Origin of the sequence: Maricaulis sp. (assembly GCF_030149235.1) — a bacterium.
GTDB lineage: Bacteria > Pseudomonadota > Alphaproteobacteria > Caulobacterales > Maricaulaceae > Maricaulis.
Genome location: NZ_JASBRW010000038.1, coordinates 17,386 through 38,231 on the forward strand (window position 1 = coordinate 17,386; position 20,846 = coordinate 38,231).

The window sequence follows — 20,846 nt, forward strand, 5'->3', positions numbered from 1 at the left end:
CCCCTAACGTCTCTTTCCGGATTGAAGGAGTGGCGGCATGCATCAGTTGAGGCAGACGGTACGGGCGGATTTGCGCCGCTTGGTCAAGGGCGGAGCCACGACCCGGATCCTCGACCTGCATTCCATCGCCCGGAAATGGGGTCATACGGACGAACATGGCGCCGAGCCCTTCTTCCACAATTCCCGCCTCAATCGTTGCTTCATCATCAAACACACCGTGCGCGCCCATGAACGCTCCTATGTGATGTCGAACCAGCCCGTGGTGACGAAAATCCTCATCCCGCTGGCAGAAGAGGACCTGTCGCTCGGCGGGCATGCCGTCTTCGTTGAGGAGATCGGTTTCGCCAACAAGATCCGCAGCCATTTCGAGATCGCAGCCGACCCTCACCTGACCGATCTCGACCTCTTGCGCCTGCGCGAGCTGGCCGCCATCCCGTCCTTCGACCCCTTCTTGCTGTCCGAGCGCTTCCGCAATCACCCCCGCCCGGTCGCGGAATGCTATTTCGACATCACCGAGGATGAGTCGCGGCGTATGATCGACAGCGTCGCCGGGCAGATTCTGGGTGTGGTCGCTCTTGCCTTCAATGATGAGAAAAAGAGTGCCAAGGATGATGCCCGGGCGATGAATTTCGCCCGCCAGCTCCTGTCCAGCGAGGACAATGGCAAGCTGGAATTCCTGCGCCTCTCCCTCGATATGAGCCCGTCGGAGTTCAAGTCCGGCATCTTCGGCTGGAAGGGCATTCTGTATTACCGCTGGTGCATGACCGAGACGCTCAATGCGGTAAAGGATTTCCTGCGCCAGATGACCGATCTGACCATCGTCAATGCCAACCAGATCGAGCTCGTCGAGCTGGAGCATATGCGCCAGACCATCATCTCCGAGACGCGGGCGCGCTGGTCCAACCTGACCCTGATCATGCAGGAATACGAAGCGGTCTTTGCCCGTTTCTGCGCCGGCGAGGACGCGCGGGGTTTCCAGGACTTCCTGCTCAAAGCCCCCAACCTGTTCTATGACATCGGCAGCGACCTGTCCGTGGTCAGTCATATTCCGGGCTATTGGCGCTATTGGGATGATCAGAACGCCAAGGGCTATCTCAATGCCCGCGAAGCCATGCCACTGTTTGCCAGCTTCGTTGCCAGCGTGACACGCGAACGCCTGACCGAGAGCGGCCAGGAGCCCGAGCGCGTGCACCGCTCCACCTCCGTGATCCCGCGTCCTCAGGTCTTCGTTCCACCGGCCGCGTGAAGGGCGCAGCGTGACAGGGGGCGCGTTATGAATCCATTCACCAATGAAACAGAAACCGGCTCCGATTAACGCCCGGAGTAACGCGATCATCGCCAACCGCGACGATACTGGGGGATCGAGGCAGCGAGTTGGGCATGGCGCGGGCACAAGATACGGGCAATTTACGGCGAATGGTTCAGGGCGGAGCAACTCCGCGCATCCTGGACCTGTATTCGATCGCCCGGCGCTTCAGCCGTTTCGATGCGCATGGCAGTCAGCCCATGTTCAACGACAGCCGCCTCAATACCGGCTTCCTGATCAAGCACACCGTACGCCCGCATGAGCGCCCCTATCTGATCTCCGACACCCCGGTTGCTACCAAGATCATCGTCCCGGTCACCGTCAGTAATCTCAATATGGGCGGCCATGCCTTCTTCGTGGAGGAGCGCGGTTTCGAGCCCCGCTTCCGCCAATTCTTCGGCGTCGACAATGATGCGTCGATCTACTCGGAAGATCTCGCCCGGGTTCGCGAGCTGTCGAGCATGCCGTCCTTCGACCCATTCCGGCTGTCGCACCGTTTTCGCCAGCATGAGCGCCCCGACGCAGAGTGTTATTTCGACATTTCCGAAGACGAACTCCAGCGCATGGAAAAATATGTTGCCGAGCAGATTTCCGACATGGTGACGCTCGCCTTCGGTCAGGACAGCGGCATTGGAGATGCGGAGCGGGCCCAGACCTTTGCCCGGTTTATCCTGGCCGGCGAGGACGAGGAAAAATTCACCAAGCTGCGCCACGCCCTGTCGATGACCGAGGAACAATATCGTGAGGCGATTTTTGGCTGGAAGGGCCTGCTTTATTACCGTTGGCGCATCGACCAGGTTCGCGATGCCCTGAAACGCTTCATCATCGAGATCAATGACGTCATTGTGCTGGGCGTTTCCCAACACGAACGCATCGCCATCGATGACATCCGCCGCCATATCCTCGGCGAAACACGCAAGCGCTGGACCTCTCTCATGGGCATTATGGCGGACTATGAGCATGAATTCGCAGCCTTTACCCAGCGCGGCGATGCCGGGGCGGTTCGCCGGTTCCTGCTCAAGGCACCGGGGTATTTCGCCCAGCTGGGATATGATCTCGCCGCCGTCAGCCATATCACCTCCTACTGGTCCTACTGGTGGCGCGACCGCGAACCGGGCAAGCTGGCCGCCCGTGACGCCATGGAAATCTTCCCCGGCTTCCTGCGCAGCCTGATCCGGGAACAATATGATGATGAGGAAGAGCGCATGGCGAGCTGACGCCTCTGCCGCGCGAGGGTGACCCCGCGCGCCGCTCAGCGTATGTCAGAGCCATGTCTCCGCCGCTTCTCACGCTCCAGAATGTCCACCTCACCTTTGGCGTGACGCCGCTTCTCGACGGCGCCGATCTCACCGTGTCCGAGGGTGAGCGCCTGTGCCTGGTTGGCCGCAACGGGTCGGGCAAGTCGACCTTGATGAAAGTGGCGGCCGGCCTGATGGAAGCCGATGAGGGTGACCGCTTCGTGCAGCCGGGCACGACGATGCGCTATCTGGAACAGGATCCCGATGTCAGCGCTTTCAAGACCATTATGGACTATGTCCGCTCGGGTCTGGCGCCCGGTGATGCGGGGTATCGCGCGCCCTATCTGCTCGAGCATCTGGGCCTGAGCGGTGAAGAAAACCCATCACGCATGTCCGGCGGTGAAATCCGGCGCGCGGCCCTCGCCCGCGCCCTGGCACCGGACCCGGATATCCTGCTGCTGGACGAGCCGACCAACCATCTCGACCTGCCGGTCATTGAATGGCTGGAAGAGGAGTTGCGCTCGATTCGCTCCGCCCTGGTCCTGATCTCCCACGATCGGCGTTTTCTGAGCCATTTGTCGCGCTCGACCCTGTGGCTGGATCGCGGCCGGACCCGCTTGCTCAACAAGGGCTTTGCACACTTCGAAAGCTGGCGCGACGAGCTGCTCGAACAGGAACAGCTCGACCTGCACAAGCTCGATCGCAAGATTGTCCGTGAGGAGCACTGGCTGCGCTATGGCGTGACGGCCCGGCGGAAGCGCAATGTGCGCCGGCTGTCCGAATTGCAGGACCTGCGCAAGCAGCGGGCCGAGCATCGCGGGCCCCAGGGCAATGTCAAACTGGAAGCCACAACCGCCTCGGAGACCGGCAAGCTGATCTGCGAGGCCGAGGGGATCTCAAAGCGCTTTGGCGACAAGATCATCGCCGAGGATTTCTCGATCAAGATTGCCCGTGGCGCACGTATCGGTCTGATCGGACCCAATGGTGCGGGCAAGACGACCCTGCTCAACATGCTGACCGGCGCGCTGGAATCCGACAGCGGCCGGATCAAGCTGGGTTTGCGGCTTGAAATGGCGACGCTTGACCAGAAGCGCACCGTGCTGAAGCCAGACTGGACCGTGTCGGAAGCCCTGACCCAGGGCGGCGGCGACATGGTCGAGGTCAATAATAGCCGAAAGCATGTCATGGCTTACATGAAGGACTTCCTGTTCGCGCCGGAACAGGCCAACACCCCGGTAGAGGTGCTGTCCGGCGGCGAGAAGGCCAGGCTGATGCTCGCCCGCGCCATGGCGCTGCCGTCCAATGTGCTGATCCTGGACGAGCCGACCAATGATCTCGACCTGGAGACGCTTGATCTCCTGCAGGACATGGTCAGCCATTACCAGGGCACGGTCTTCCTCGTCTCCCACGATCGCGACTTCATCGACCGGACCTGTACCAGCGTGCTGATCACCGACGGCGATGGCCGCTGGACCGAGTATGCCGGCGGGTATACCGACATGGTCAATCTGCGCGGCTATGGCGTCCGCAAACCCGAGCAACAGGTGGCCAAGCCGGCGGCGGCGGCAGGCAAGGTCAGCGCCAGCAAACCGGCCTCTGCGCCGCAACGCAAGCGCATGGCCAACAAGGACAAATACGAGCTCAAACACTTGCCCGAGGAAATCGACGCGCTGGGCGAGACCATTGCCGCGCTTGAAACCCGGCTGGCCGACCCCAAACTGGCCGCCGACCCCGCGGCCTTTGCCAAGGCCAGCGCCGAACTCGGCACCGCCGTCGAGCAATTGGCCCAAAAGGAAGATCGCTGGCTCGAACTGGAAGCGCTGCGCGAGGAGCTGGAAGGCTAGCCGCGCTGTTTAACCACATCGCTGGGTGAATAGCCGAAGGTTCGCTTGAAGGCTTTCGAGAAGGTCGGGTAGTCACTGAAACCGCCGCGCTCTGCTGCTTCACGCGGTGTCAGCTCGGTCACGGTCAGAACCGAACGCAACCAGCCCAGCCGGATGGCCCTGTGATACACCGCCGGCGTGCACTGGTAAGCATCACGGAAATAGCGGGCGAACTGCGCTGAAGACAGACCGCAATGGCGCCCGGCCTCATCCACCGTCACCGCTTCCGACGCCTTGCTCGACAGGAAATAGCGGGCAGCCTCGAGGCGCGAGATAATATCCTCGCGCTTGGCCTGCCCTGTCACGCTGAGGCGTTTCGCGCACATGCTCAAACGGCGCAGCGTGCGGTAGGTGCGCGCCTGCAGTTTGAGGAATATCTCGTCCGTCATCGTGATCGCGCCGTCAAGCAGCGCATTGGGCATCCCGCCCAGAATGGCGCCCCGAGGCAAACGGAAGACGACATCACGCGGTACGGCCTGGCGTTCGATATCGAATTGCCGCTTCAGCGTTTGCGGCGCAAATTGCAGGCACACCCCCTCGACGATATCGCCCTCGCCGACGGTCAGGCGGAAGGGCGTGTCGATACCGACCAAGAGTACGGTATCCGGCGTGAGGACGAAATCCCGGTCATGAATGCGGTAGTGTTCGACACCGCTCCGGATCGTTTTCAGGCTGATCGACTGAGAGACATTCTCGGCTTCAATATCGCTCAGGCGCGAGCGGACATAGCGGCTGGAAGACGGCGGCACATAGTCATCGCCATCGGTATCGATGCGATGGAAGACCTCTTGGCCAGGATTTTCAGACGCCTTTTGCATGGATATTTGCGCAGTTTCTGACATGCCCCGCTCGGGCTCGCTAGGGTAGCGTGCGATTGTCTTGGTGCAAGCATACCGCAACAAGATGCGTAACAGCGGGTTACGACCCGCGCGCGCCAGGTTTTTATTCTGTGCGATAGATACCGGGCTATCAGACCGCGGCGGTTCCACTTTCCGCACAAAGTGGACCGCTGCGGTTCCTAATCCGGCCGTTTGCGTCCCTAGCGCAGGCGGCCGGATCTAGCCGGCCCCAGGATCACTGCATTCATCAGCAGGAGATCGAGCCCGTTGAGATAGGCACGGGTAGTCGGGGACTGAGTAAAGGCAATGACCTGCCCGGAGCCCATGGAACGCGCGATCAGATAAGGCTTCTGGGCCAGCTGCTCGGCGTAATCCTCCCACAGATACCCGCCCGCCAGGAGGTCCTCGACCTCGGCATAGCGCATCACGGTATCGGCATCATCCATGGCAACCGGCGCATAGATATCCGAACCGGTCACCAGGGCGGCTGCCCCGCCATCATAGCCGGCCGACAACCAACTATTGGGGTTGGCGACGATGTTCACCATGGCGCCGGGCGAATTGTCCGGCATGGCTCCGGCGGACGCTTCCGCTGCCTCGCGCTCATCGACCGAGGTCAGGATAATCCCATCCGTTGTCGCAGACGGCGTCGCCGCATTATCGCGCGGTGTGTCGGCGGCACGCTCTCGCTGGGCCGGAATGAAGCCATTGTCCGGATCGGACAGCCAGCGGGTTGCCGAACCCAGACCGATCAGCGTTCCGCCTTCGCGGGCGAACTCCTGCAAGGGAGCGGCCTGCAGCGCGCTGGAATACCCCGGGAAACCCTGGTCCGGCAGGATGATGACGTCATAGCGGGAAAGGTCCGCCCGCATCAGCGTATTGGGCCGGATAATGGTGACCGGCAGACCAAAGCGCTGCTCGAGCACATAACGTGTGGCGCCCGTCGAGGTCGGGCTGGTCCCGTTACCCCAGGCCAGGGCGATGCGCGGGGCGCGGATTGGCTGGAACTCGCTGGAGCCCGGATTGGGGCCATCATCAACCCAGCTGGATACCATGCCAGCATAGCGGGCACCGCTTTCCGCAGCCAGGCGGGCCAGGGTGAAGTCGAGCTCTACCGGTGCACCGGCACGCGGGATCACGACGGAACCGCGCGGATAGGTGGTCGATCCGATCCGGAACGCAGTGTCGGTGGAGCGCATCGGGATGCCTTCACGCGCCAGCTGGGCCACCAGGCGGGCCTGACCGGCATCATCCCAGGGAATGACATAGCCCCAGCGGGCCTCGCCGCCGAGGGAGCCGTGCGGCATCTCATCATCGGCATTGACCGGTTCGCCGGACAGGGTGGGCAGGCGGCGGCAGGATGCGGCGGGCACATTGTGCATCAGCGGCAGCGACCAGGCGGTCACGTCGTAGAGCTGTGCGGCCAGCCCGGCTTCCCGGCGCCGCTCCTGTTCGGCCATGAAGTCAGCCGGCAGGTCCGTGGTCGGCTCCAGCAGGGTGCGGGCCAATCGGCCCGACGGCTGGTCATAGCGCACCAGGAAGGCGCCATCGCTATAGGTCACGCCACAGGCATTGACGCGGCCATCGAGGCGCTCGACCCGGATACCCTGGGCGACCAGCTGGCGGGCCATGTTTTCCGCATTCCAGCGATTGGTCGAGGCGTCGATGATCGTGCCTTCAACGCCATCGCCATCGGCACCGCTGCGGGCCTCAACCCAGCTTTCCAGGAAAGCGCGACGATTACGCGCCGTCGCTTCGGCAGTGGACAGGCTGGCGACGAAATTGCGGTGAACACCGTCCTGGTAGGTCAGCAGATCGCCGTCATTCTGGCGCCAGAACAGGCCGCGTGCGGAGGCCTGCTCATAGGTCATGCCAACACCGCCCTGCATGGTCGGCCACATATCGCCATAGCCCGGATAGAAGGCGTCGAAGATCTCGCGGGTGAAATATTCATAGCCGAGCAGGTCGAAATAGCCGCCATTATTGCGGCCGATCGTGTCCTGCACCTGACGCTGGGCATCGATGATGTTCGGATTGAACGGTTCAGCCGAGGGCGCAAAGAAATAGGTGCTGTCGCCGCCCATTTCGTGGGAATCGACCACGACCTGCGGGTGCCAGTCCTGCATGGCGGCAACGCGGCCGCGGGTCTCCGGCTGGCTCAGCGTGAACCAGTCGCGGTTGAGATCGAAGAGATAGTGATTGAAACGACCGCGCGGCCAGGGCTGATCATGCTCGACGGCATAGCGGTCCTCGTCCGCCTGCAGTCCACGGGCATTGGAGAAGCTGGCGATGAAACGGGCCCGCCCGTCCGGGTTCTGGATCGGGTCGATGATGACGATGGTGTTGGCGAAAATGCTCTGCACCACCGCATCATCTTCTGCCGCCAGAAGGTGATAGGCGGTCATCAGGCCACTATCGGTGGGGCTGATCTCGTCGCCATGGACGCTGTAACCGAGCCACACGACCGACGGGACGCGGGCCAGCAAGGCCTCGCGGGTCGCAGCATCAAGCGCATCCGGATCGGCAAGGCGCTGGATATCCGCCTGGATTTCATCGAGACGCGCCATGTTCTCGCGTGATGCGATGACGCCATAGACCAGGTCGCGGCCCTGCCAGCTTTGCGCGTAATCGACCACACGCATCCGGTCCGGCGCCGCGGCAGCGAGGGTCCGCAGGTAATCGACCGCGTCCTCGGGGGTCGTGATCTCGTCACCGAAATCATAGCCATAGACCTCAACCAGGGTCGGAATACCCTCGTCATAGCTGACCTCGAAGGGCGAGGTCTGGGCCGGTGCGGCTGCGGCAAGGGTGAAACTGCCCGCCAGAGCGAGGAGTGCGGTACGGATCATGGAAGCCCCCCAGGGGTTGAGAATTCCAACCAATTAAGCAGGTTTTGCCAGTGACGCCAAAACAGATGTCAGGGCGTGACGATCGGGAAATCGGTCTGCGGGTCCTGCAAGAGCGCAAAGAATCCCAGCAAGGCGGTCCGATCACCTTCAACGGCGAAATCCTGCGATGTGATCATGTCAACTAGGCCCGCATCATCGCCGATCAAGCGCATCCAGAAGGCCCGCGTCAGCGTCACCGTGGCATCGGCTTGTTCCGCCTGACGCCCCCGGTAATGCCGCATGACCCCGTTAGACACCTCGATGAGATAATCCTCGCCGACATCGGTGAAGCGGAAATTGAAAGCAAGATCGCGGTCTCCGGCCTCGAGCCCGTCCAGACGGGTGGCCATGGCCGAGAAAAACATGTCGAGCGGAATGGAATTGAGGATGTCATCGGCCGCACTTTCCGCGTCTACCGCCTCGACACCATGGCGCAGCTCATAGGCGCCGGTGAGATAATTGTCGCGCCACGGGCCGGATTCGGCCTGATAACCCATCTGTTCATAGCTGCGGGCCAGGGCTTCGCGTGCGGCCTCACTGTCGGGAACCGCGAACACGGCGTGCTGCTGCAGCTCGGCGGCCCAGCGGAAATCCCCGTCATCAAACGCACTCTGTGCCAGGGCCAGGGTCGCATCGAGCCCGCCAAACCCGTCGACATAACGCGCCGCGGCCTCACTGCGGGGAACGGGATTGAGATGCGCCGGCACCCCGTCATACCAGCCGAAATAGCGCTGATAGACGGCCCGGGAATTATGCCGGAGCGTGCCGTAATAGCCGCGGATAGAGAAGACATTTTCCAGGGCCGGCGGCAGGCTGATGGTCTCGGCAATTTCATCCGGCGTCAGCCCCTGCCCGGCCAGGCGCAGAGTCTGGTCGTGGATGTATTTGTAGATGTCGCGCTGGGCCTCGAGATAATTCTGCACCTCCGCCTGACCCCAGACCGGCCAGTGATGGCTGTTGAAGATCACCTCGGTATTGTCGCCGAACAGGGTCAGAGCGTCATCGATCGCTGCCGACCAGGCCACCGCATCGCGGACCTGGGCCCCGCGCAGGGTGTAGAGATTGTGCATGTTGCGCGACACGATCTCGGCGCCGCACCAGGCGTTGAATTGCGGCAGGAATATCGTCAGTTCGGCCGGCGCCTCGGTATGGGGAGCATGCTGGAAGACCAGCTCGACCCCGTCGATCGTCACCCGCTCCCCGGTCCGCGTGATCGTCCGCGTCGGCGCCGCGATGGTGTGGGTTCCGATGGCGGGGTGTTTGCCCAGACCGCTGCCGATATGGCCGCGCGGTGAGCGCGGCAGCGCCATGCCATACATGAAGCCGGCACGGCGGCTCATGACAGCGCCGGCAAGTACGTTTTCGCTGACCGCTTCCTCAAGAAAATGTTCCGGCGCGATGATCTCGATCTCACCGCTGGCCAGTTCCTCGGCTGAGGCAATGGCGCCAACACCGCCGAAATGATCAATATGGCTGTGAGTGAGGATGATCGCGCGGATCGGACGTTCACCGAGCTCGCGCTCGACCAGGTTAAGCGCCGCGCGGGCCGTCTCTACCGAGGTCAGCGGGTCAATGATGATCCGCCCGGTCTCGGTCTCGATGACCGACATGTTGGACAAGTCGTAGCCGCGCACCTGGTAGATGCCCGGCACGACCTCGAACAGGCCATGAATATTGTTGAGCCGCGCCTGGCGCCAGAGGCTGGGATTGGCTGTGGCGGCCGGGTCATTCGCAAGGAAGGCATAATCAGCCGGTCGCCAGACCACCTCGCCGCCCGGACCGCGTATATCCAGACCCGGCTCGTGGGCGATCAGGCCACGCTGGGCCAGTTCAAAATCTGTGTCATCAGCCATGAAACCGGCGCCGGCCACCGCGCTTTGCGCCGCCACCGTGGCCGGAGCTGCGGCCCGGAACCCGGCCGCATCGACCTCGGCCCCCGGATCGTACTCCGCCACGTCCACCACCGGATTCGGCTCGACACAGGCCGCGAGCAGGGCAAGCGACGCACAGGGAAGAAGAACACGCCGGACGGTGTGAGACAGCATTGAAATCAATTCCAGTAGCAAAACGACCGAGCGCCATGCTGGGGGCGGGATTGGCAAAGCGCAAGACCCGCAATCCGGTGGAGCCTTGCCTGCAGCCATAAATGCTATGCATACAGGAAGCACAACTCTCGCCTGCGCCCGCGCACACCATTCTGGAGCACCGTTTTGGACACCCGCCCTTTCTGGCCTGCCGTCTTCAAGCATCTGGGCATTCAGGACGCCTCGGCGGAAGCCGCCATTATCGCCGCGGCCGAGATCCGCACCGTTGATAGCGGCTCGGTGATCATCGCCCAGGATGATGATGACGACATGGTCTTCATCATTCTCGACGGCGAGGCCCGGGTCGTCCTGCTCTCCGCCAGCGGCCAGGAAATCTGGATCGATGCCCTGCAGACCGGGGCGGTTCTGGGCGAGCTGGCCGTCCTGACCAGCCAGCGGCGCACATCGGAAATCATCGCACAGACAGACTGTATTCTCGCCTGTTTTCCGGCGCGCGACTTCCTTGAACTCTCCGCGGCCCATGGCGCGCTCGGCCTCGCCCTGGCCCGGATTCTGGCCGGCCGGGTTCATCACACCACCCAGCGCATGTTCGAGCTGTCCGCCTTGTCGGCCACGGGCCGGGTCTATGCCGAGCTGCTTCGCATCTCCGAGCCCTCGGCGGATGGCGAGACGCGGTATATCCGCCCGAAACCGACCTGGACAGTGCTGGCGCAGCGGGTGAATACCAGCCGTGAAACGGCGTCTCGGACCATAAGCGATCTGGAAAAGCGCGGCCTGTTACGGCGCGTCGAGGGCGGGTTTGAACTCGTCGACCCGGATCAGCTCAGCCGCCTGAGCTCGACCAGCTGAGCAGCGATACATCTGCGCCATGACCGAGTCGGTCGCGACACCGCGCAGGGCAAACAACGGCAGTTTCGGCAGGGCCGCATCGATTTCGGTTCGGCCGATATATTCACAGCGAAACTCGCCGCCCTGATCCATGGCCAGGACGGCTGCAAAGGCTTCACTAACACAAATCGAGCCCGGGACAGCACAGGGCTCGATACGCGCGGCAATCGCGACCTGGGCGCCAAACAAGGTCGGACGTTTCTGTAACGGATCCTCGCCCTCATGGACTGGCCCGTAATGACCGCCAATGCGAATATCGAGACTGTCGGGCAGGCCGGCCGCCGCAAGATCAATCGCTGCGAAGGTCGCGCGCAGGCGCGTGGCAGCGCGGGCCGCCGCAGCGGCCCGGTCAAACGCCAGGAACAGGCCATCCCCCCAGCTATCGGAGTAGACCGGCGCGTCCTCAAGTCCCTCCACCTCCTCGACGAGGCGGCGCAGTACCTGCTCAACAAAGGCCGGAACCCGGTCCTCCGGCACCCTCGAGGAGGCGCTGATATCCATGAACAGCATGGCCCGCATGACAGGGCGGAAGCCGGGCATGGCGGCGTCCGCAGCGCTCTGTGCGACCGGCCATGCCGGCGCTTGCGGTCGGCGCAATGGGATCACGGTCTGGGCCAGACCCGCCTGCCGCCACTGCGTCCCGTCATGAACCGTGCCATAGCTGCGCACCGCAGCAGCGTCCGGATCGCTGACCAGCACCTGGTGTGGCGCCGTCGCCAGAACCTCGGCCCGCATACGCGCCAGGCCCATGGCCACGCCACTGGAGAAATTCAGGGTTTCGCCAGAGATAATACGCCGGTCTGACGTCACCTCGATGATTTGAGAAGCCTCATTGAGGCAGACCTCACACCGCTTCACCCAGGCCTCGCCAAAGGGCCTGACCGAGCTCTCGATGAAGACGGCGACCGGGACCGGCAGGACGATATTGAGCGATCCGCTGCGACGCAGGACGGCCTCGGCGATCAGGATATCAGCCCCGGCAGCCAATGCCCCGAAAGCCGGTCCGGCGGCGATCTTGTCCAGCGCGGCATCGATGTGTTGAGCAAGCCGGGTCTGGACGGTGTCCGATACTTCGCCCGGGCCGCTCCCGAGGGCGAAAATATGACCGGCGAAATGAAGCGGCCGGCCCGGTTCCATACCGGCGAAAATACTGTCGGGCTGGTTCAGCGCGCGGCCGATCAGACGGAGTTGTTGCAGGCTGGTGGCGTGCGCAATCGTATTATCCGGATCACAATCGCGCGCCGCGCCCAGGGCGAGGCGCATGGCGCGTGCATCACCAAGCAGGAGATGAGCCTCGGCCTGGCTCGCGCCACGATAATACGCGTCCTCGGGGCCCTGGGCCGGCCCGCCCAGACTTTCATTGAGGACCCTGCGGGCCAGATCCTGCGCCCGTGGTTGATCGCCCGCGAGCATATACATACTGGCAGCATTGATACCGGGATAGTGCCCCCCAGTGGCGTCGAATACACCCTCATAGCGCTCTGCGGCAGTTCGGGCCTTGGCCGAGAATTCGCCGGCCCCAGCCTCGAACGCCGAGGCCTTTTCCAGGCGCGCTCCCAGTGCGAGGCAGTCTTCGTCAAAATCGGCCCGGTCGAGCTGGAAGCGTTTATAGAATCCGCGGGCGCGTTCCAGGGCGCCTGATTTTACCAGGCAGAGCACAGCCCGGTGGCGAAGCCACAAATCATCCGGCGCCTTGTCCAGCTGATCGAGACAAAGGTCGAAAGCAGCCGCGAGATCGCCGCGCTTGAAGCGTTCTTCGATGATTTGCCGCAAATCGGACAAGTCCTTCTTCCGGGAGCCCTCAGCTCCCGGAAGCCAGTCTAGCTTGATTTACTGTGGCGGCGTCACATGGATTTTCGGGTCAATGATCAGGCGCGTCGCCTGATTACCCGCATCCTGGGAGGCCTGAACAAACAGGGCGAATTCATACTCAGCCGGGGCCGTACCGGCGATTGCATTGATCTCGAAGCTGAACGGACGGCGCACATCACCGTTCAGTGTCAGCCAGGACAGGCCGCAGAAAGCGCGTGCGGCGGCCTCGTCCTTGAACTTGATGCGGGCCTCCTCAAAGCCCCAGCCGGGGACATGCAGATTGAAGATCATCCGAGTATGGCCCTGGACATGCTGGTCGAAGGGACAGGGATCCACGGCCCCGCACGGCGTCCACATCCCGGCCAGCGCGGCGGTTACAGCAAGGCGCAACGTTGCGGCATCGGATCCAGGATAGGCATCAACGGTCTCGGCAAAGATCACGAAAATCTGCGTGATCTGGGCATCGTCGAACTCATCCCGGTTCATATCGCTGCCATTGATGACGACGAAACCGTCCACGCCGCGCGCCACTAGGCTGATATGGGTCTGGTGGACGTTGATGTTGCAGGGATCGGCTAGCCCGTCCTGAATCTTGGATCCGTCGAAAGCATCACGAATGGAAGACATGGCAAAACCCCTCTTGCTTGCCCAAGTAAACACGCCGGCCCGTCTGGCCAGGCGATGAAAGCGGCTGTCATGACCCGCATAACAGCCGGGATTCCGGGTTATTCCGCCGCGAGGTTGCTGGCGTCCAAGGCTGCCCGAGCCCGCTCCAGTTCGGCCGCCGTGTCGAGGCGCAGCCGATCCCGCGAACCATCAAGGGCATCGACCAGGACACGCCGGACCTGATGTGCGTCCTCATCTTCGCCACTGCGCTCAAGCAGCTCGGCGAGCAGGTTGGAGGCGACCGCGAAAAGATAGGGACCGCGATCAATCTGGGTCGACCAATCCTCGGCGAGATGCAGGGAATCCAGCAGGCTCTCCACCGCCTCCCGGGCCGAGGCCGTATCACCAAGGGCGACGAAGAGCTTGACTTCGTTCAGGGTGGCATAGAGCCGGGTGGACTCAAAGCGGGGGCCCTCGGCGGCCATCCAGGACGGGTGCGCCATGAAGCGGGTGGCGTCGAGATAGGCTGAGCGAGCCTCATCCGCATAACCAGCCAGCAGAAGGGCGCGGGTCAGGCGCAGCCGCTGGCGCACCGAGATGAGACGCCAGTCCTGATTGTCCGGATCATGGGAAACCAGCGCATCGGCCTCCATGGCCCCGGTCTGCAGAATCTGGACGGCCTGGGCAATATCCTCAGCCGAAGCCTCGGCCTCATCCATGATCAGCAGGCGAGCGATCGCATATTCGGCCAGCATGGCATCCCGGCGCATGCGCCAATCGGTATCGAGCGCCTCTGCGCGCTCATAGACGCGGATTTGCTCGTGCAGGGCCGACATCGCCGCTTCACGACCACCGACGAATTCGGACACATTCGCCAGCCAGCCCCAGGCATCCGCCAGCTCATAGAGCGCCTGGCTGGACTCGGGCTGAGCGTCGAGCAGGGCCTGAAACAATGAGAGCGAGGACGTGACCGAACGGTGCGCCTCCTCATAACGGCGTTGCTGCAGGTAGAGCGTACCCAGATTGGAATAGGCGTAGGCGGCCTCGGTCTGGTACTCGATGTTATCCGGATCGCTGTCGACCAACGCGGCGGTCAGGTCACGGTATTCGAGGAAACGGGCCTCGGTGGCCTCCAGATCGCGCTGCCGCCAGGCAAAGAAGCCGACCCAATAGGCGCTCTGGGAATGTTCATAGATACGTGCCGGCTCACCCGGATCGACGGACAGGATCCGGCTGGTGGCCTCATAGGCCGTACGGAAATGCTGATAGGCGCTGTCGAGATCGCCCTGGGCTTCATCAATTCGTCCGAGAAGATGGAAGGCGCGAGCCCGGCGTCCGAGAGAGTCCGCCGACATCTCATTGGGCGGCTGCGCCGCATAATAGTCGATCACCTTGGCCCCGACGGCATCGAGCACTTCCAGCCGGCCCACGGGCGCGAGCCTGTCTGTCAGATCTTCCAGCATGAATTCAATCAAATCCTCTGCCTCGGCTTTTCGACGTTCCGCTTCCGACCGCGCTGTCGTGGCCACTAACGTCAAGCCGCCCATTATTAGAGCCAGAGCAATCGAAATGACTGTGACGGCCATCACGCGCTGTTGCCGTCTTTGCAGATCACGCTGGATGATCTGGTCGAGGCGCAGATCGAGCAGGCCGGCCACCAGCTTGACCAGGGCGACCCGCTTTCCATCACCCTTGCGGCGGAAATCGGCGCCGGCCGGCTCGGTTTCGCGTCCGTCGCGCATCGGTTCAAGAATGGCCGCCGGATAGCATTCCCGGGCCACGTCGAACCCATTGCGCTGAGCATCCGGCTCGCCATCGAGGATCGCTGTGAGAATCTCGCCATCGGGATTGAGCTCGCGGAAGACCTCGATTTCCTGATTGACCCATTGTGACGCCGCCGCCGCGGGCGAGCACAGCACGATCAGGGTTTCACTGGCCGCCAGGGCTTCGCGTACCGAGGCCGACAGGTCGCCGCCCGCCGACAATTCATCCCGGTCGCGGAACACCCGGCCCACCCGGCGCGGCACCGGGCCTTTGGCGCTGTCTTGCCCGACCAGATGGCGGGGCACCCGGTAGGTCTCGAGGCGCGAATGGATCCAGCGTGCCCAGCCTTCATCGCTATGGCTGTAGGAAATGAATGCGCGATAGTGCTTGGCCCCAGCCATGACATGCCCCTTTTTCCCAAGGACAGGCATATTCAAACACACGCCTGACGGGCGCAAGCGTACGGACACAACAATGCTGACACTACCTCAGCGGGTAGAACGCGGGAGTGGCGGGACACGACACGGAGTTGGGGCTCCGCCTTGGGCAAGCTCGTATCCCGCCTGACCGCGCGTTCGAGATGGATGTCTTGGGGCCATCCGGGTGCGGTCATAGGATATTAGCGCGCGCGGCAGGGCGTGCGTGTGACGGCGGTCACGCCGGCCTAATTTGTCTGGGGCGTCGTGATGATTTCGCGGGCTTCAATTGTCACCCCGCCAAAACCGGCGCGGGTGTGGAGACGAACCGGCAAGTGAAAGGCGCCGTCATTGAACGGGGCCAGCCAGATCTCAAGCGGCAGCCGGGTCTCCCGTTCGGACGGATAATCCTCCGGGTCATAGCCGGAAATCGGTTCGTAATAGGCGTGACAGACCAGGGCCTCGCCGCGCCAGGCCCGGGTGCGGACCTGCTGGCGGCCAGCCGGTTCGAGATTGAGATTATAACGGGCCTTGCCATCGAACACCGGGATCTGTCCGGTGCAGCCCTCACCCGGCATACCACCGGTCAGCGTGCCGGAGAGCTGGAAGAAGGCCGACATCGGATCAATCGCGCCGGTCCGGTCGCTCTCCGAAGCCGGGGGAACGCCCCAGGAGCCAAACGGCGGCTCGACCTGCGAGGAGGCGATATTACCTTCAAAGGACACATCGACCGCCCGGACTTTTTCGCCGGTACGCTCAACATGGGCATAGCGTTCCGGGTCCGGCGTACCACCTTGTAACTGGCCGGCAACTTGCGATCGGATATCGAAATCGGTGAACAAGGCAGCCAGTCCCGCCGCAGCGACAAAGCTGTCCGCCTCATAAGCGGTATCATCGAAACGGGCATTGAGCTCGATCTCGCCGACCTTGAACACCAGCACCCAGCCATCATAGCGAGCGGAGATCTCTGTCCTATTTTGCGCTTCGGCCATCTCATCCACCGCTGTATTGGCAAAGCCAGCAGATGAGAGTGGAGCGAGACCGTACACCAAAATGACCACGGCAATCGGGATGCACACGCGCATAAACAGAGAAAACTCCATTCGAGAAGGTTGAGATTGCAACTGACGCACTAGCCCGGCTAGTTTACCCTAACCAACTTTATCTAGGCAAACTCCTGCTTACGGCTAAGAAACTGGCATGGCAAAGACTGTCTACCTACATTTCGGACGCGGCAAGACCGGCACCACCTATCTCCAAGCCTACCTCGCCCGCAATCGCGCGCGATTGCGACAATTCGGTATCGACTATATCCCGGCCGACGGCAGGGATGGTGAGGCAGGCCATCAGCAATTTGCCAAGAGTTTCATTGACGCGCTGCCCCGCTATATGGAGGAGCCACGTGCGCCTTTAGCCGCGCGCCAGGCTGTTCAGGCCGCGGTTCTCGCCAGCGCGTCTGAGCATATCTTGATCAGCTCCGAGAACTTCCCGCTATGCAAATTTGAGGCCCTGCGCACCTTTTTTACTCGCCTCGACAATGTGGCGGCCGTTCATGTCATCTTCTTTGTTCGCAGCCAGGATGAGTTGGCGGAATCCGAGTACAATCAAATCGTCAAGCTTAAGGGCGAAACCTGCTGTTTCGAGACCTACGCGACATCACGGATAGAAGGTTGCGACTACTTTGAAGAAGCCACACGCTTAGAGGCCGTGTTTGGGGCCAAGCATATACAGTTTGGGGTTTTTGATGCCGCGGCGCGCAATATCGTCCCGCAATTCCTTGATATGCTGGGCATCGACTACACCGAATTTGAAACACCCAACACCGAGGCCGCTAATGACCAGTTTGGCAATATCTCATTAGGCTACTATGCGTTGCAGGCCGTCCGGGCGCTCAATGCAATCGCGATGATCGATCGACGTGCAATCGATCAGGCGATCAGCTCGGCGCTTAAGGGCCGGGATGTGCCGGCCCTGATGTTTGACAGCGATTGGGGGCGCCGCTTCCGCGAGACCTATGCCGCAAGCAATGAAGCCTTCTCAAGGCGCTTTCTCGGCCGAACCATGACCGATCTTGGGGGCCGCCGCTACAGCGACGATGAGCGCGATGCAATACGCCAGCAGATTGCAGGCCTGAACGCGCAATTCAAGCGGGGCTAGCGGACCGCGTCGGGGAAGGGAAACACCCCGCTAGTGATGGCCTCGACACGCGACTGAAAAACCGCATTCGAGCCTGTCAAGTCAGCGGTCATCAATGCATCGAAGGCGGCTGGCTGACAAAATATTTTCTGCCGGTCGAACGCCTTCAATCCTAGATAATGCATCAGACGGATATCGGCCATTTCGTCGGGAAACAGCTCGTCGCAAAGCTCATAATTGGGATAGTTGAAACGCGGAACAAGTTCCCGGGTCGGGAGCGCCAGATCGATACATGTCAGCGCTAGGCTAACCTGGGATGCCCACCAGTGGGTCACATGGCGCGCGACCGGTTCAAACAACTCTCTGTCCCGAGCGGCGAAACACTTGAGCATTGACGGAGTGCCCACAAATACCCCGTAGTTAATATAAAACGGTGTCGGCTGGTGCGGCGCCAAAAGAAAGCGATGATCTAGGTCGAGGCGGTAGCCGAGCACATCTTCGGCAATTTCCTGCCAGTCTTTCTCTGGCTCTCTCGACTGGCGATTCGGCATCGGAAAAGGATAATGCGCCATCACTCCTGCAAGCGCGGGAGTTTGCACAAGCTCAGTAATCAGGTCGTCGAATGCGGCTAGTGGCGCAACATCCGCATCGCATATGAAGCACAGGTCCGCCCCGTCGCGCAGAACGTCGAAGCGCCGATAGTGCTGTGCTGAATGTACGATATTCTCGGCTCCGGGCTCGTGTGCCCAGACTATTTCGATGCGCTCAAGATACGGCACCCATTCCTCGGGGATCGACGCTTCGGTGTGATCGCCCAGCAAAGCGACGAGACGAGCATCGCGGTAGTGTCCACCAAGCGCGTCCAGGCACAGTCGGAAAAAAGCAAATTGAGACAAGAACCCCGGCGTCACACTACCGCACAACAGGAAATCGAGTTTCATCGCTTAGCCTTTCCCCCAAGAGGACGATTGGTAGGGCGACGGCCTCGTCGAGGCAAGTAGCTATTCAGATTGCGGTTTCTATCCACGTCTTGTGTTATGGTAATAAGACCTCTATCCGTCAGTCTAGCGGAGTTCGACGGATTTGAGCCAATTGCAGAAAGAGCGTTTCAGTGATTTTGCACTCTGGGGAGGTGAACCGGCGTTTAGTCACCCCCAACACGTCAACCGGCCATTTATTGCCAACCGGGAGAGGTTCGAGGCGCGTATTCGAGACGCCTTGGACCGCGGCTGGCTAACCAATGGCGGTCCGCTTGTTTGTGAACTCGAGCAACGTCTGGCTGACTATCTCGGCACCAAACACTGCGTGCTAACGGCCAATGCTACACTGGGTCTCGAACTGGTTCTGCAGGCCCTGAAGGTGGAGGGAGAGGTCATCATGCCCTCATTTACCTTCGTTTCCACCGCCCACACGCTGACCAAGCTCGGCCTAACACCGGTTTTTGCCGATATCCGGCGAAACGATCACAATCTGGATCTCGCCGCTTGCGAAGCGCTGGCGTCGGAGCGTACGGGCGCGATCATTCCAACTCATATCTGGGGTCAACCGGGAGACCTTGAGGGCTTCGCCAAGCTCTCCGAGCAGCTCGGCTGCCCGCTTATCTATGACGCCGCTCACGCTTTTGACACACAACGAGGTGATCGCTGGCTTGGACAATTCGGGCGCGCCGAGGTTTTCTCCCTCCATGCCACCAAATACTTCCATGCCGTGGAAGGCGGGGCCATAACCACCTCGGACGATGATTTGGCGGCACAAATCCAACTGACCCGGAATTTCGGCTTCGAGGATTATGATAGGGTCGCAAGCCTCGGCACAAACGCAAAAATGTCGGAACTGCATGCGGCAATGGGGTTGAGCAATCTGGAAAATATAGAGCTGATCCGGGACCGAGCGCACAAGGTCCATTCGACCTATTCGGCAGGCTTGAATGGTATTGCAGGCTTGAGATTCCTGTCGCTCGACGTCGATTGCCATTCCAATCGCCAGTATTGCGTCACCGAGATCGATCCGGATGTCTTCGGCCTGCAACGCGATCAGGTAATTACGCTCCTGCACGCCGAGAACGTGTTTGCGCGCCGGTATTTCTACCCCGGCAGCCATAATCTAAAGCCGCATTGTTACACCAGCCCGCCGCCGAACCTTCCAGTAACCGAAGAGGTTGGTGCATCCATCCTTGTATTGCCTGGCGGTGCAGCGATGGAAGCGGACCAGGCGAGCAATATCGCGTCATTGCTCGGCGAGATCCAGCGCTCTGCCGATCAGCTGCGCCAGCGCTTCGCTGCCAGCCTGAGCTAGGATGGCCACCGATGAACCAGATCGCCGATCACTATCGCCACCGTGTCGAAACGTCGGAATCGACAGATTTCCTTGCGCAAGTCGGCCATACGCTCAACGGCCAGGCAGTCGCCCCGGCTCATGTCGAGGCTATGAAACAGCAGATTGTCGACGTACTGGACCTAGCGGAAGGCGACCATCTCTTGGATCTGGGATGCGGCAATGGCGTCTTCACAGTAGATTTGGTGCGCATCACAGGGTCGGGTCTAGGACTCGACCTCTCTCCAAGCCTCATTGAGCTCGCGCGGACGCACCATTCCACCGTAGGACTGGACTATGTAGCCGTGGATCTGAAGGCGCTCGCAGCGAACCCGGCGGGGCTGGACAAGCGCTTCAATAAAGTCCTAATGCACGCGGCCCTACAGCATTTCCAGCCGCACGGTTTCGGTGCCTTGCTCGATTCGGTGCTCGACCGCTGTGAGCCGGAATGTACACTGTTTTTTGCTCTGGTTCCCGACAGCAGCAAACGCTGGACCTTCTACAACACGCTGGAAAGACGGGTTCGGTACGTTTGGGAACGCTTCCGGGGTCGGCACCTGTTCGGCTACTGGTGGTCCCCGCGATACGTTGAGCAGGCCTGTAGGGAGAGGGACCTAGAGATTAATTTTCCACCGGTACCGCAAATCCTAGACTCCGCGCGCTACCGTTTCGGGATCAAGATCCGTCGAACGGACCCGCAATGAGCCGCATG

Annotated in this window: 15 protein-coding genes; 7 read left to right on the forward strand and 8 right to left on the reverse strand. The window is 61.6% G+C overall.

Annotated features, from left to right (window positions below):
* The first annotated feature begins 37 nt into the window (after positions 1-37).
* From Q1V51_RS05695 to Q1V51_RS05705, 3 genes are all read left to right on the forward strand, one after another.
* The gene (locus tag Q1V51_RS05695) at positions 38-1,246 is read left to right on the forward strand and encodes a hypothetical protein (protein WP_300554037.1); all 1,209 of its coding nucleotides are present in this window, start codon (positions 38-40) and stop codon (positions 1,244-1,246) included.
* 134 nt (positions 1,247-1,380) lie between these two features.
* Positions 1,381-2,523 carry a hypothetical protein gene (locus Q1V51_RS05700; RefSeq protein WP_300554040.1) on the forward strand — a complete coding sequence of 381 codons (1,143 nt, stop codon included), beginning with the start codon at positions 1,381-1,383 and terminating at the stop codon, positions 2,521-2,523.
* 53 nt (positions 2,524-2,576) lie between these two features.
* Positions 2,577-4,388, forward strand: a complete 1,812-nt coding sequence (locus Q1V51_RS05705; RefSeq protein ID WP_300554042.1) for an ATP-binding cassette domain-containing protein — start codon at positions 2,577-2,579, stop codon at positions 4,386-4,388.
* On the opposite strand, the gene Q1V51_RS05710 is transcribed toward Q1V51_RS05705, so the two are convergent.
* The 3 genes from Q1V51_RS05710 to Q1V51_RS05720 all read right to left on the reverse strand — a co-directional run bounded on the left by Q1V51_RS05710 (position 4,385) and on the right by Q1V51_RS05720 (position 10,199).
* Entirely contained in the window at positions 4,385-5,269 is an 885-nt protein-coding gene (locus Q1V51_RS05710; RefSeq protein WP_300554044.1) for an AraC family transcriptional regulator, read from the reverse strand. The two genes, Q1V51_RS05705 and Q1V51_RS05710, sit on opposite strands and share 4 nt — an antisense overlap.
* A 197-nt stretch (positions 5,270-5,466) precedes the next feature.
* The gene (locus Q1V51_RS05715; protein ID WP_300554047.1) at positions 5,467-8,115 is read right to left on the reverse strand and encodes a M14 family metallopeptidase; all 2,649 of its coding nucleotides are present in this window, start codon (positions 8,113-8,115) and stop codon (positions 5,467-5,469) included.
* Positions 8,116-8,183: 68 nt separating this feature from the next.
* Positions 8,184-10,199: an alkyl sulfatase dimerization domain-containing protein gene (locus tag Q1V51_RS05720; protein ID WP_300554050.1), complete on the reverse strand. Its 2,016-nt coding sequence runs from the start codon at positions 10,197-10,199 to the stop codon at positions 8,184-8,186.
* Positions 10,200-10,364: 165 nt separating this feature from the next.
* On the opposite strand from Q1V51_RS05720, the gene Q1V51_RS05725 reads away from it, so the two are divergent.
* Positions 10,365-11,048: a Crp/Fnr family transcriptional regulator gene (locus Q1V51_RS05725; protein WP_300554053.1), complete on the forward strand. Its 684-nt coding sequence runs from the start codon at positions 10,365-10,367 to the stop codon at positions 11,046-11,048.
* On the opposite strand, the gene Q1V51_RS05730 is transcribed toward Q1V51_RS05725, so the two are convergent.
* The 4 genes from Q1V51_RS05730 to Q1V51_RS05745 form a co-directional block, all read right to left on the reverse strand.
* Positions 10,977-12,860, reverse strand: coding sequence for an adenylate/guanylate cyclase domain-containing protein (locus Q1V51_RS05730; protein WP_300554056.1), 1,884 nt, complete (start codon positions 12,858-12,860; stop codon positions 10,977-10,979). The two genes, Q1V51_RS05725 and Q1V51_RS05730, sit on opposite strands and share 72 nt — an antisense overlap.
* Before the next feature lie 57 nt (positions 12,861-12,917).
* Positions 12,918-13,526 carry a hypothetical protein gene (locus Q1V51_RS05735; protein ID WP_300554058.1) on the reverse strand — a complete coding sequence of 203 codons (609 nt, stop codon included), beginning with the start codon at positions 13,524-13,526 and terminating at the stop codon, positions 12,918-12,920.
* A 98-nt stretch (positions 13,527-13,624) separates the two neighbouring features.
* Positions 13,625-15,670: a toll/interleukin-1 receptor domain-containing protein gene (locus Q1V51_RS05740; protein ID WP_300554060.1), complete on the reverse strand. Its 2,046-nt coding sequence runs from the start codon at positions 15,668-15,670 to the stop codon at positions 13,625-13,627.
* Positions 15,671-15,933: 263 nt separating this feature from the next.
* On the reverse strand, positions 15,934-16,770 hold the full coding sequence (locus tag Q1V51_RS05745) for a DUF3108 domain-containing protein (protein ID WP_300554062.1): 837 nt from the start codon (positions 16,768-16,770) through the stop codon (positions 15,934-15,936).
* A gap of 115 nt (positions 16,771-16,885) precedes the next feature.
* Here Q1V51_RS05745 and Q1V51_RS05750 point away from each other — a divergent pair, with 115 nt between their 5' ends.
* Positions 16,886-17,842 (forward strand): hypothetical protein, encoded by a 957-nt coding sequence (locus Q1V51_RS05750; protein WP_300554065.1) that lies wholly within the window; start codon positions 16,886-16,888, stop codon positions 17,840-17,842.
* Here Q1V51_RS05750 and Q1V51_RS05755 read toward each other — a convergent pair.
* Positions 17,839-18,762: a hypothetical protein gene (locus Q1V51_RS05755; protein WP_300554067.1), complete on the reverse strand. Its 924-nt coding sequence runs from the start codon at positions 18,760-18,762 to the stop codon at positions 17,839-17,841. The two genes, Q1V51_RS05750 and Q1V51_RS05755, sit on opposite strands and share 4 nt — an antisense overlap.
* 142 nt (positions 18,763-18,904) lie before the next feature.
* On the opposite strand from Q1V51_RS05755, the gene Q1V51_RS05760 reads away from it, so the two are divergent.
* Both Q1V51_RS05760 and Q1V51_RS05765 read left to right on the forward strand, forming a co-directional pair.
* Positions 18,905-20,116 (forward strand): DegT/DnrJ/EryC1/StrS family aminotransferase, encoded by a 1,212-nt coding sequence (locus Q1V51_RS05760; RefSeq protein ID WP_300554069.1) that lies wholly within the window; start codon positions 18,905-18,907, stop codon positions 20,114-20,116.
* A gap of 11 nt (positions 20,117-20,127) precedes the next feature.
* Entirely contained in the window at positions 20,128-20,838 is a 711-nt protein-coding gene (locus Q1V51_RS05765) for a class I SAM-dependent methyltransferase (RefSeq protein WP_300554071.1), read from the forward strand.
* Positions 20,839-20,846 lie beyond the last annotated feature (8 nt).